Source organism: Acinetobacter lwoffii (assembly GCF_024129855.1).
In the GTDB taxonomy this organism is placed as follows: domain Bacteria; phylum Pseudomonadota; class Gammaproteobacteria; order Pseudomonadales; family Moraxellaceae; genus Acinetobacter; species Acinetobacter lwoffii_L.
The window spans coordinates 1-13,222 of record NZ_JAMXXC010000015.1; the positions used below are offsets into that span (position 1 = coordinate 1).

The following is a 13,222-nucleotide window of genomic DNA, read 5'->3' on the forward strand; positions in this document are numbered from 1 at the left end:
AAGAAAGTTAAATCCTGTGCTTGACTCTTGTGGTTAAAAACAGGACATTTTAAATGGTTTATCGCATAGACATTTTAATTGGTGAATAACAATGATTGATATACTCATATAAGTCATTCACCATATACTTTTATAGCTGCTGCTCAAGCAACTTCAGCGTTAAAGCACTTCAAATTCAATCCGACGATTTTTCTTGCGACCCTCAGCTGTTGTATTCTCCGCCATAGGCTTACTTGAACCTGAACCTTTAGTACTCAGTAAATGCGCTGGAACATTTTTTGCGATTAAATAAGCTTTCACTGTTTCTGCACGTTGCTGACTTAACATAAGATTTTTATAAGGATCGCCTGAACTATCCGTATGTCCAATAATACGTATCTTTTTTCCACTAACCTTATTTAAGGCAGTGACCATTTCATCCAGAATTTGTATACCTGAGGCTGCTAATACTGCACTGCCAGATTCAAATTCAATAGTCCGGTTCTTTAATGCAGCATCAATAATCTGCTGTTCTGCCTGATTGACTGAAAGCTGTGCATTTAAGCGGTAATTTTCGGGTGTTAAACCCTTAAATTTCTCTGTAGTATCCTGAATTTCATAAGAATTTGATACTTTACCCGTTAGCTGAATATCAGAACCTTTAACCGTTAAGGTTCCCTGTTTAACCTTTTTAAGGTCTTCATTAATCACATCAATGACTATATTCGACCAATTCGTTGGTGCCACTACTTGGCGGATCTGAATGCGATCCACCACATTTTCCTTACCATAAGTTGAATACAATTTCGCCAAAATAGCTTGCTTGCTATTGTTATTCGATACAGTACCTTCAGCAATTACAGGTTGTGCATGCACATTAAAACCAATTGAAAAACAGGATAAAATGATGATTTTATTTAACTTTAAGTATTTATTTTTTATTTTCATTTTATGCTTCTATAAATGTTTATTTAATCAATTTAATGCCTTGAGTCAGGCTCATCTGATTTGCAGTTAAAGACTATTCTAGTGTCGCCAACCTTGAGTTATTTTCTACATTAAAATTAGTTGTTTTTAATTCATATCAATTCACCCACGTGATCCATTTACAATATAATTGATTGATCAAGGTCATGGCATTGAAGTTCCTGTGTTTGCAGCAGTCGTCCTAGTTGTATGAGCTGTTTTTCCTGACATCATCGTATTCTGTGCTGCGACAACTCTCACTACTTTATTCGAAACAACCTGATCCACCAACTGCAAATTGCTATAACTTGGATTACTTCCGATAGAACTTGCATTATTCCCACTCACCAAACGAAAATTGGTCTTCACAAATAGTTCAGGATTCTCTTTACTGCGCCAGACCATCTCAAAAATATTGCCTTTTTGTGTACGCTGAGCACTATCAATCAAACGGTTGATTCCATATTCCCCAGGCTCATCAAAAATGGTATGGGTCTTCCCTTCCAAATCAATCACCGTAATCCGTGCGCCTGGAATTGCGCCGGAATTTGGCCAGATAAAATTCACCCATTGTTGAATTCCGTTTTCAAATAGCATTCTTTGTCCATCAATATCAATGGTATAAGCCAATAAATGAGCCTGTTCCAGTGGGTAAAACTGGAAATTAGATTGATTGGGGCTCACTGCCTGACGACTGGTATTATTTAACTCACCAGTTGCCATACCATTCACAGGCGCGACATAATTTTGAAAGTTTGCAACAAACACAGGATTTAGATTAAGCCCTAAATCTTGCCAGGTTTTCGAGCTTAAGCTATAGCCACGACGGATCACTAAGGGATCAAGATGCTCTTTGACAAAACGGGAAATACTGCCATTTTCACCAAAAATCTGATTAATTTCTTGAGAGGTTGCCTGTAAGCTACCTTGACTGCTAAACGGATATTTTTGCGATAAATTTGCATTAAATGGTTGATAGGCCTGTATTAGCCAGAGTTCGTTCATTTCAGCTTGTGCCGGAAGCATCAGACTTTCAAAGGAACGTGTTAGAGGAACACTAAACAACTTTTTAATCAGCTGTTGATCCAGCTCATGGGTTCCTACCGACATTTTCTCATCCACAAACTTTTGAGTGATATTAAAGATAGAATTCTGCTCATCAACGGTCTGCTTAAGGAGCATCATGCTCGCCGGACCAATATCTCCAGAACTTTTTAGATCATTAAAGCGACTCCGTATCTTGGTCAGAGATTGCATATACTCATCCAGCAGCGACCGGTTCTGCAAATCATCTCGTGTACGTACAATCTGGTAGAAGATCTGAAAGTCTTTGGCAATCATCCCCTGAGAGAAAGTCGATGCAGAATTCTGTGCCAACTTGCCATCATGACGTTGCAATATCTTGCGTTTAAACCAGGCAATAAAACCTTTTTGTGGAACCGCCAACTCAGCTTGTACCATTGGATTATCCCAGCTGGTTTCTTGCGCTACCCGTTGTATGACTTTACGAATCGGTGAGTTTTCTGGTTCGCCAAGAATATCTATCTGATATGTTTGCTGATTAAAGTCACCGGCCTTGGCATAATAAATGGCACCCAAGAATTTACGCCATTCGCTGATATATTCTTTTTTATACATTTCAGTCAGCTGGCGTCGAATTTGTTCAGGACTGCCACTAAAACTCAAATCATCAGACTGTGATGTATTAAGTACCCAATCTTTACTTTCAGTTGGGCTTTGCGCCGCGGTTTCTATGGCAGGTTGTACATATTCGTTCCAGGCTTGATAGCTATAAAAACCGGGTAAGGCATAACTTCCCAACATGGTTGTCTGAGCATTCTCCCCGACCATCTGTTTGATCGTTAATGCAGGAAAACGTACCAAAGCCCGCATTTTAATTTTGTTATATACACGATCTCGTGCAGACACTCCGGTCATCATCGCGGTTAAAACCTGGCGAGTCTGTTCAACCAGAACAGTATCGGAATCCAGCTGGGGAAATGAACTCGAATCTGTCAGTGTCATGGCATAGCTAAGTAACTGCTCGGCCTTTTGCAGCATTTCAGCACGTGGCAGCTGACCACGATGCTGATCCAGCCAAGTCCGCCAAAAACGTGTCAACTGATCGCTGAGATGACTGGAATCTATAGATTTACGGTTACTCAACATCAGATATGTTTTAAGTGCATTATAAGCATCTTGCGGATTTTGGTCAGATGGTTCTAATGCGAGTTGCTGAACTTGTGCAGTCGGATTAATTTGCACATGAATATGATTTTCTTTAAGAACTGCTGCATTGCTTTTTACCCGTTGTAGATATTCTGCAATATTTTGCTGGCTGGGCTGCAATACTAATTGCTCAATTCCTTTCAAATATTCAGCTTGCAGTTTCTCCCTGATCTGTTGTCCTTGATATAGACCAAAACTGTATTTTAATGGGCGCTTCTGATCAAATTGATCTAACTGTTGTAGATGAGCTTGCAAAATTAATAATGCATCGATTTGTGTGACCAGCTCCGTTCCTGACTGTTTCTGCATCTGTACGACCTTATTCAGGTCCGCCTGAACTTCTTCCATTAATTGCTGATTATTTCGATAAGACCACACCCACAGACTCAACACCATCGATACAGTAAGTAAAGCACCAGTAAAAGCCATAAAGCGTCGGCGTTTTCGTGCCGGATTAATATGCTGCTTCACCAGATTTTTATCTTTAAGAATCACTTCAGAAAATAAACCTTTCAGAAAATAACCATGATTCTGTGATACAGACTCTTTAGACAGGCCAAGATCATGATTATCGCTGCGGATCAGATGAAAGTCCTCAGCAATCTGTTCTGTCATTGGACTTTCAATGGAGCCTTCCTGTAAGGCGCTGGTAAAATAAAATCCACGAAAAACCGGTTTAAACTGATAAGGATTGTCTTGAAATAAAGTGGAAATAAAGGTTCTTAATACCGGTTTGAGACTCTTAAATTCCAGTGGAAAGGTCATTACACTGGGTGAAATATGCTGTGAATGCCGACGGGTTAAATGGGTCATACTTACATTTTTCAGACCCTCATATAAAATGCCATAATGCTTTTCAAATAGCTGAACAGCATTTGCACTCGAGTCTGGTTGATAAGCCAACGTTGCGCCCCAAACCTGATCCAATTCTTGTCCATGATAACAATCAAAAAAATCCGTGAAGCCGGCAATCAGGTCCATCTTGGAGAATACCAGATAGACTGGCGCAAAAACTTCTAGACGTTCAGTCAGGTCTTGGATACGGGCACGCAGGTTCTTGGCCAGTTGTAGAGATTTCTCCGGACTCTGGTTGACCAACTCAGCGATACTTACGATCACAATAAGACCATTCACTGGCACTTTAGAACGATTTTTCTTGAGAATATTTAAAAAGCCTAACCATTCAGAATGGTCCTCCGGATAGACTGAATAGCGTCCGGCTGTATCCAGGAAAATACCCTGAGTTGAAAAAAACCAGTCACAGTTTCGAGTTCCGCTAAGTCCGGCAGAGACCATTTTCTGATGAGTTTCTTCAAAAGGAAACCGCAAACCGGAATCATAAATCGCCGAGCTTTTCCCAGCCGCCGGGTTACCGATGACCATATACCAAGGAAGTTCATACAGTGCCGCGTGACCCTTACGATCGCCTAATTTTGACTTACGAATCAGCTGAATAGATTGTTTGACTTGCTGACTGATCTGCTGAAGTTCTTCTTTATTATTGTATTTGCTTTCAGCTGCAAAACCTTGAGATAAGGCAGTCTCGATTTCTTCACCCTTTTTAGTATGCAGATAACACCGGATAAGTGTATAAATCCCCCAGCCTATTAATATGGCGACATAGACGGTCAGCAATATCCAGAAAATGCGATCAGAAACCGTATTTTTTATAGAAATAATGACCACTAAAAAGGATAAGGCCATCATTGTTTTAGGGTTGCTAATGTACTGCCAGACATACCCCAGGACTGTATAAAATAATGTATTCACTTTTATCTCTTTTTTCTTTAATTTTTATAAATAGTTAGGCTACTAATGAGATTTCATTCAGTTGATCACTTTCTTTATTTTTAAAACATAAATAGCTTGATTCTTGTTGTGTGCTATAGCTTATTGTAATGACATTGTCGTATAGATATGATGACATCATCGCTGCAAAAACTGCTGCCAATTGTTGGGTATGCCCCAAATAGCTTTGAGGATAAATGGTATGCTCCGGCTCAAAATCAATATTAGTAAATTTTTCTTGTATTATTTTCATTGTTTTAGACTGAGTGGCTTCATCTAAGAAAACTAAAAAAGGATGTGCCTGTTCCAGCTGATAGGACAGATCAACCTGATTCTGACCCAAGTACGCATATAGGTCAGTGACGTACTTACTGAGAGTCAATATTCGTGAAGGCATCATCCCCTCAACCTCTAAGTCATGTGCGGATAAACACCAGCTGGCAGTATATTCTGCAGCAATATACTCTTCATTTTGCCAAAATTGCTGATCCAGACAATCCTGATCAATTTCAGAATCCGCCATAATGATCAAGCTGATCTCATGTGATTGACCTGAAATTTCCTGTAATAGCTCCAGCAAAGCTGAATAAGCATGATCAGCAGGCAGAAAGTGAAAATTGATATGAATTTGGGCAGGCAGCAATGCATATTTTTGTTGAATTTGACCTATAAGCTGCTCTTGATAGAGATCACTCCACTCCCCAGTCATATGATCCGCCAATAAAATATGCAGATTCAACCTATTTAATCTGCTTACTGCTATTAGATTAGAGGCAATATTTCCTTCATCTTCACAGTAGTTCTCCTGTATCCATCCCGGATGCATTCGATATTCATAAGCCAGTTCGTGATCATAAAATAGTGCTGAACGTTTTAACTGTTCTGAAATTAAGCTCAGACTTTCTTCATGCTGTTCGAGTTGTTGTTGAATCAACTGTTGAATTCGTTGTTCCTGTAATGTTGGAAGCATTTCTTCGCTAGTCCCGTTTTCTTCGAGTAAGCGGTCCACAGCATGAATACGATATGTCAATATAGGTAGACTAAAACGATTTAGCAGTTCTGAGTCCAGCTCAGGACTTTTGAACTGCTTCATGTGCTGCAAGATCTCTGCATTTTTGCCAAAACTGTGCCAGGCGGCAGCTGAAAAAATATTAAGTTTGTAATTCTCAATCGCTTGATACAATTCTTCTTTATTCTCTAATTCTTGCTGCTGTGCTTGAAGAGATTTATGAGCCCTATCCTTTTGTTCTTGCTGTCTTTGTTTATAGGATTTTAAAGCTTTATAAATAAAATAAGGTGTTAATAACAACAAGCAAATTAACAAAGGTAAAATTCCAAAATATAATAGGAAATCGATATTTGATGGATCGTATTGAGTATCTCGCCAGTAATAAATGATAAGAGAACTGTTTATAATGAATAAAACTATAACAGTCCGAATAATATGCTTAATCATGACATTTTTCCTATCAGGCTATAGCAGGTTTCCGCATGGTGGATTGCCTGATTCGGCATTAATAAGGCTCCTCTGGCCAGCCCCATCGAATGTACTTCTCTGAGTTGGGCTGGATATAATTCATCTCTGTCTAGAATCAACCGAAGATCCACTAACATGGTCGGGCTACACCAGGTTTGAAGTAACTCTTTCAATTTGGCGCTATGTATTCCTTCAGATAAAAATTTTAGATAGTCTTCACGTTTTAATGGACCAATAACAATTTCAATTTTTTCATCAACTTGCTGAATGGTTTCTCCACAGAAGCTGTTGATTCCCAATAAAATTGGTTGCGAAGCTCCTAAACTGCTTTTTTGCTGATCATTCAGTTGAAAGCTTTCCGGAATAAACTCATTAATCTCAAATTGATATTTAAAAATACAGGACAATATGCTGCTTAAAGCATAATGGGTATTATTTTGCCCCTGCATCAAGCCTGAAAACTCAGCAAAATAATCATCTATAGGTTGCTGTTCATGTTGTTGACTGCTATAGCCACTCAAAGCATGAAGCATATTCAGATAATGATTTTCCTGCTCAACTTCATAACGCATTGGTAAATGATAGTTCAAACAGGCATCGACATATTGGGCGGTTAATTTATGATTAAATAGTCCGAGAAAGTGTAAGCTTTCTTCTCTGTGTGCCCGGGTACTCTGTTTAATTTTATTTGTATAGATATAAGGTAATACGCCCTGTACGCCAGTCAACCCTACGATTAAATTGGTCATCTGCACTTTATGATCTTCACATTGCAATGATTCAATTTCAGAAGTCGGAAAATTAAGATTGAGTGAACTAATAAATTGAAATGATTTACTCCATTCTTGATGTCTGTTTCGTTCAGGTGCATGTCTTAATAATCGCGTGGCTTGAATAAATTCAAAGCTGGTCGGCTGCTGAAAGAGCCGATCAACTACAGAAGTCTTTTGCCACCAACATTCTGTATGCATTGGTATAACTCCTGTTTTGACTTTGAATCAATGACGTGCATATCCACATAGCTATTCATTTGAACTTTCAAATTAAAAATGTGATTTAAAAGTTGCACAAAGATATACAGACTGGCTCCTCTAAAGACTTCTGTATCGATCTGAATTTCAACTTTGACACCCCGTACAAAAAGTGGAAATGGTTTATGCTCACGCAACTTCTGGGTCAAAGAAAACTGGATCGATTGAATTGAATTAATAATTAGCCGGTTGTCTTTGGATTGCGGCAAGTTATACAGTTCGAGTAATTCCTTAATGTGACTGACTGCATTTGCTTTCATTAAAGACAGATTATTCAATGATAAATGCGAGATAATTCGCCACTGTTCTTGCTGATTTTGATCAAAACAATAAGGTAAATTGGGTCTTTTCAATAACACGGCTTTACGTGCTAAACTATTGTCATTGAGAGATAAGCTATTCTGATCTTTATGATAACTTTCATAAGGCAAATCCCGATTGCTGCATAACAACTGCATACTGATAAAGTCTGATGAAATTTTCTGTGGTTCTAAAAATTTGGAAATAATCGAATATTTCAGTCCTATATGCTTGTTATTATTCTGCTCAGGCAACAGGTGATAATAAAATTGTATATCGGCCTGATGATAATGACTCATGGCAAAAAAAGGTAATACGGGATAGGTCGTTTGACTGTTCTCGCTTTTCTCTCTCAATAACTTCATTTCGGTGATCGCATACACCTGAAAATACTCAGGATGATGGACATCACTCATTAATGGATACTCTAGGCGAAAATGATCAATTTTCTGCGGTTCAGCCTGCTTAGGGAATAAATTTATAACTGGTGTCGCAAATAATTTGAAATTAGCGCTATTTAATTCTGAATAATCTCTGACCACGACTTGATCATTCAGGTTTATTTTAAAATGAATGTGTAGCTCAAAGTCTGTAGTTTCTATATTTAATTCTTTTAAAAAACTCAGATTGAGGTTAAGAAAATTAAATTTTTCTGGAAAGCAAAAATACTCGATTAATAAACGATAGGCATGATGAGTATGTTGATCAACTGGCAGCGCACTTTCCGCTTCAGTAAATCCCATCAGTTCAAAAGGATTTTGAAAATCAATCTCTTGATTATGAGCTATTACAGAAAAACCCGTCTCCGGTTTAAAAATACAATCCAGAATTTGCAATGGAACACTGGAAATTGCATCCAGATAAATAGGTAATTTCTGTTGTTCCAACAGTCGCTGCTGCTGGTTAAAAATTTCAAAACCAAAGCTCAAGGTTGCATTTCGATTTAAATGAACATGAGTCGAAGCATGCGTTTTAAAATTAACAGATTTTAAGGCGATTGGTAATAAATTAACCTGGTTTGCCGTACGATATTCACACTGTACCCCACGGATACTTTTTGATTTTAATACAGTTTGCTTGGGAATCTGCTGGCTACTTTTAAGCTGTCGGATTTTACTGGCATCGTCAAAACTGACCACTGAACATGCTGGAAAAGGTTTAAGGTACTGTGGAAACATCACCTCAAAAATAGCACGTGTAAATACTTCATAACTATCGTGCAGTTTTTTATCAATTCGGGCAGAAATCAGGGAAAATGCCTGAATCAATCTTTCGATATGCGGATCATCGATCTGCTCTTGATTCAACGAAAGGTGTTGGGCAATTTTTGGGTATTTATTGGCAAACTCTCGTGATTGTTGCCCAAATTCCTGTAATTGCTTTTCGTAATAAGGTAATAATTCTTCGATCACAGCACACCTGCTGATGTTTTAGACAAAATTACGTATTGTTGCGTAGTAGGCTTGAGGAATGCGTCAAAAATTACCGGTTCATATAGGGGATAAATATTTAAGAATGCATGAATACTTAGACACAGACTTCCCCTGTTATGCTCATCCATCAGCATCTCGGCTTTAACCTGCTTTAAACGAGGTTCGTGCGCGTGAATAGACTGTTCAATCGAGTGGCAGATTTTATCTCGGTCCATTGGATTCGCTGTTGAGAGCCCCACAAAATCAATGATGCCAAATTGAAGAATTGAACGTTTGACCTGATCATAACCATTAACCATCGTATCCAGATTAGCCATACGGCTATTTAATAAATCTTCGAGATCGGCAGCCACCGACTCTCTCAACGCCTGTAAAGAAAGGCCTTGAGAACTTTGAGTATCCTGAGACAAGAGACGGTCAAATAATGTTGTTCTAAATCCGTAAGGATAAAGCTGATCCAAATTCATATTGTTATAGTCTAATTTTATTTATTTTTATAAATATCAAGAGAGAGGCTGATCAGGACCAGCCTCTAAAAGATCAAATTACGCTGCATAAGAGGCAGTATTATTTGATAGTGACCATTTCTTGGTCACGGCACCCTTTTGTGTACCGTTAATATCTTGTTGATTATACGTCCACTCAACTGCAGCATATTTCAAACCAAAAGCTTCTGTTGGAACGCCTTCTTGATTTACTATCGGAGTAACCTGAGAAACCAGTACATGTTTTAATTTAATTTGCAGGTATTTAACGCGTTTGTCACCATTAGCGCGATAAAAATCGATTTGTACTTCATCGAAGGTATAACCTGCTGAACATGCTTCCCAAAGTTTTGGACTGGTTGCATCCAGATCTTTCATAAAAATCATGTCGGAATGTTCAACCCGTTCTGCAGTATGACCGCCTACACTAGAAGATGTTGCAGATTTTGGCTGACGAATGTTGTGCGACCAAGAATTTGCTTCTAGCCAGCTTTTATGTTCCGAATCACGAGATTCACCATCAACTTTATATTTGCCGCGAAACTGGATGTAAATGTCTTTCATTTTAATAATTTTCCTGTTGTTATAAATATTATTATAATTTTAGCAGCGGTCTTAATGACTCGACTGCGGTAACTCAGTGACCAGTCGTAAAGATACAGACAACTCGTCTAACTGAAAATGCGGTCTCAAAAAGACCACAGATTTGTAGTGTCCAGGTTCATCCGGATTTTCTACAACTTTTATCGAAGCTTCACGCAGTGGATACTGTGCTTTGGCTTCCTGTGAAGCACCGTCATCCAAAAGTACATATTGAGACAGCCAGTCGTTTAGAAATGCTTCGACATTTCCTGCAGATGTAAAACTTCCCACCTTATCTCGCATCATTGCTTTTAAATAATGAGCGATTCGCGAGACTGCCATAATGTACTGTATCTGACTGGATAATGCGGAATTGGCATTGGCAATATCGTTATCATATTTCTTTGGTTTTTGGGTAGATTGGGCACCGAAGAACGCGGCATAATCGGTATTTTTACAATGTACTAATGGAATAAAGCCAAGATCACTGAGTTCTTTTTCACGACGGTCCGTAATCGCAATTTCAGTCGGGCACTTAAATATGATTTCTCCATCATTGGTTTTAAAGGTATGCACTGGCAGACCTTCGACCAAACCGCCACCCTCAACCCCACGAATCGCAGCACACCAGCCATGCATATCAAAGGCATTGGTTAAACGCGTCCCCAAAGCATAAGCAGCATTCATCCACAGGTATTCATTATGATTTTCACCTGAAACTTCTTCTACATAGTTAAAGCCTGCTGTCGTATTGCCATCTTTAGGATGATAAGGTAAACGGCCTAATACTCGTGGAATAGTCAATGCCAGATAACGAGCATCATCACTTTCCCGGAATGAACGCCATTGCACATATTCAGCTGTTTCAAAAATTTTAGAAACATCGCGTGGGCGATCAATATCAGTAAAAGTTTCCAATCCGAACATGGAAGGACTTGCAGCTGAGAGAAACGGTGCATGTGCCGCTGATGCTACATGTGAAATCTGCTCGAGCAAATACAGGTCTGAAGGTGTGCGATCAAACTCAAAGTCACCAATGAGGGTCGCATAAGGCGCACCGCCAAATGAACCATATTCTTCTTCATAGATTTTTTTAAATAGAGTACTTTGATCAAAGTCGCTGGCACTTTGAAAATCTTTAATCAATTCTTTTTTGGTCGTATTCAACATACGAATTTTAATTAAAGAGTGTGATGGCGTTTCCTGACAAAAGTAATACAGCCCTCGCCAGGTGGACTCAACTTTTTGAAACTGCTCGTGATGCATGATCTTGCTCAGCTGGGTAGAAATAAGCGCATCAATTTCTGCAATGCGTTTATCTAAAGCCAAGGTCATATTGTCTGAAACTATAACGGTACCGGCCATGACTTCCTTGGCCAACTCACCAATCAAACTTTTGGCCCGATCATGTTCTTCTTCATTACGCGCAATTCGACTACGTTCAACAATAGAGTCCAGAATTGAGTATTCTTCAATAGCAACATTCGTGGTAGTTGCAGCATTAGAGTGATTCATTGTCTGCCTCCATACTCATTTTACGGATTTGGTCGGTATTTTTTAAAATATCATCCAGTAAATCTTCTAGACGTTCATTATTGGATATTTTATTGCGTAAATCAGTTAAACGTTCTCGTGCTTCTACCAGTTTTCGCAAAGGTTCGACTTGTTGGACTACCTGTTCTGGCCGAAAATCATCCATTGCATTAAAAACCAAATCTACTGATATTTTACCACTCTCTTCAGTCAAACTATTTTCCACCTGAAAACTGGCACGAGGCGCCAGAGACTGCATCACCTCATCAATATTTTCCAAGTCTACATTGATAAATTTTTTATCTTTGAGCTTGGTTTTTTCAAGTTCAGACGCTGCTGAAAAATCTCCCAAAACTCCCACTACAAAAGGTAACTCTTTGACTTCACGGCCATCACCTACCTCAACATCGTAGGTCAATTGCACCCGTGGTGGTCGAATACGCTGTAATTTTTTTTGTACACTTTCACGTTTAGCCATCATGATTTTCCTTATTAATTATTATTTAATGATCCAAATGGATTAGTACTAGGAGTGTGGGTTCGTGTACTGATACTTTCTGTTTTTTTATTACTGATAGCAGCCGTATTATTTTTTAGATTGCTTTTCGATACTTTATTTTTGTTTTGACTTAGGCTTTGTTTTACTGGGTTATTTGGTTTATTTTTAGTATTTTTTACTTTTGAATTCCGCGCCGTCGTTGATGCAGATTCAGAAAATTTTGCTACAGGCTGTGCCAGATAAATATGTTCAGTCAGCGATTTGGCGTGTGGGTAGGTAAAGTCATTTAAGGCACGGACTTCTGTACTACGCATCTGTTCTAGGCTTTGGGAAGAGATCCCGATCCCTGCCAGGAATTTCAGATCAGTTAAATTCTGATGAATGTAATTTTGCTGATGTAATTGCTCGATTAAATTGAGCGCTTTCAGATGATCACCGACTTCAACATAGCGTTTGGCAATTTGGGTAGACAATTGCTGCTGCAGATGCATATTTTTTCTTGCTGTCTTGTCGCATAACTGCTGGTATAAATCAATGATAGTTGAATCAGTATCATTTTTTGCTTGTGGATAGCTCTTGATACATGATTTTTTTAATTCTGCTGCATGGGTTTGAGCAAAACATAGCTGCGCCATCCCTGAGATGAGCAATACAATAAAACCTAGATTATTTTTCAAAATAAGCCTCAATTTTTGGTTATTGTTTTGTATTTTTATAATCAAAATTTATTTTTCTATTTTTATAATTCAAAAATCTAGTTGCGGATTTAACAAAAAATGATCACAGGAAGTCAATACATAAATGCGTTTTTGTTAAATTATTTTATGTAATTTTTTAAATGGTAAGATTCCGACCAATGAATGCAGACATTTGGATAGACTTGAGTAGAATATGCCAAAAATCTTGAGCCAATATATCTT

General features: G+C 38.4%; 10 protein-coding genes. All 10 read right to left on the minus strand.

What is annotated here, in order from left to right; translation table 11 throughout:
- Positions 1-159 precede the first annotated feature (159 nt).
- On the minus strand, positions 160-921 hold the full coding sequence (locus NI465_RS11290) for an OmpA family protein (RefSeq protein WP_435575060.1): 762 nt from the start codon (positions 919-921) through the stop codon (positions 160-162).
- Positions 922-1,110: 189 nt separating this feature from the next.
- Positions 1,111-4,944: a type VI secretion system membrane subunit TssM gene (gene tssM, locus NI465_RS11295; RefSeq protein WP_180087338.1), complete on the minus strand. Its 3,834-nt coding sequence runs from the start codon at positions 4,942-4,944 to the stop codon at positions 1,111-1,113.
- 34 nt (positions 4,945-4,978) lie between these two features.
- Positions 4,979-6,418, minus strand: a complete 1,440-nt coding sequence (locus tag NI465_RS11300; protein ID WP_180087337.1) for a hypothetical protein — start codon at positions 6,416-6,418, stop codon at positions 4,979-4,981.
- Positions 6,415-7,410, minus strand: a complete 996-nt coding sequence (gene tssG, locus NI465_RS11305; protein ID WP_180087336.1) for a type VI secretion system baseplate subunit TssG — start codon at positions 7,408-7,410, stop codon at positions 6,415-6,417. The genes NI465_RS11300 and tssG overlap by 4 nt, the downstream gene beginning before the upstream one ends.
- Complete coding sequence (tssF, locus tag NI465_RS11310) at positions 7,374-9,182, minus strand: type VI secretion system baseplate subunit TssF (protein WP_180087335.1); 1,809 nt, start codon at positions 9,180-9,182, stop codon at positions 7,374-7,376. The genes tssG and tssF overlap by 37 nt, the downstream gene beginning before the upstream one ends.
- The gene (gene tssE / locus NI465_RS11315; RefSeq protein ID WP_180087334.1) at positions 9,179-9,670 is read right to left on the minus strand and encodes a type VI secretion system baseplate subunit TssE; all 492 of its coding nucleotides are present in this window, start codon (positions 9,668-9,670) and stop codon (positions 9,179-9,181) included. Before tssE ends, tssF begins: the two co-directional genes overlap by 4 nt.
- Before the next feature lie 78 nt (positions 9,671-9,748).
- Entirely contained in the window at positions 9,749-10,252 is a 504-nt protein-coding gene (locus tag NI465_RS11320) for an Hcp family type VI secretion system effector (protein ID WP_180087333.1), read from the minus strand.
- A 51-nt stretch (positions 10,253-10,303) separates the two neighbouring features.
- On the minus strand, positions 10,304-11,785 hold the full coding sequence (tssC, locus tag NI465_RS11325; RefSeq protein ID WP_180087332.1) for a type VI secretion system contractile sheath large subunit: 1,482 nt from the start codon (positions 11,783-11,785) through the stop codon (positions 10,304-10,306).
- Entirely contained in the window at positions 11,772-12,281 is a 510-nt protein-coding gene (gene tssB / locus NI465_RS11330; protein ID WP_180087331.1) for a type VI secretion system contractile sheath small subunit, read from the minus strand. Before tssB ends, tssC begins: the two co-directional genes overlap by 14 nt.
- A gap of 14 nt (positions 12,282-12,295) precedes the next feature.
- Positions 12,296-12,979 (minus strand): hypothetical protein, encoded by a 684-nt coding sequence (locus tag NI465_RS11335; RefSeq protein WP_253145366.1) that lies wholly within the window; start codon positions 12,977-12,979, stop codon positions 12,296-12,298.
- Positions 12,980-13,222: the final 243 nt, after the last annotated feature.

Bases quoted from the DNA above. Each gene is read 5' to 3' on its own strand.
- tssE (WP_180087334.1), bottom strand. From the start codon at position 9,670: ATGAATTTGGATCAGCTTTATCCTTACGGATTTAGAACAACATTATTT.
- tssC (WP_180087332.1), bottom strand. From the start codon at position 11,785: ATGAATCACTCTAATGCTGCAACTACCACGAATGTTGCTATTGAAGAA.
- tssB (WP_180087331.1), bottom strand. From the start codon at position 12,281: ATGGCTAAACGTGAAAGTGTACAAAAAAAATTACAGCGTATTCGACCA.
- NI465_RS11320 (WP_180087333.1), bottom strand. From the start codon at position 10,252: ATGAAAGACATTTACATCCAGTTTCGCGGCAAATATAAAGTTGATGGT.
- NI465_RS11300 (WP_180087337.1), bottom strand. From the start codon at position 6,418: ATGATTAAGCATATTATTCGGACTGTTATAGTTTTATTCATTATAAAC.
- tssG (WP_180087336.1), bottom strand. From the start codon at position 7,410: ATGCATACAGAATGTTGGTGGCAAAAGACTTCTGTAGTTGATCGGCTC.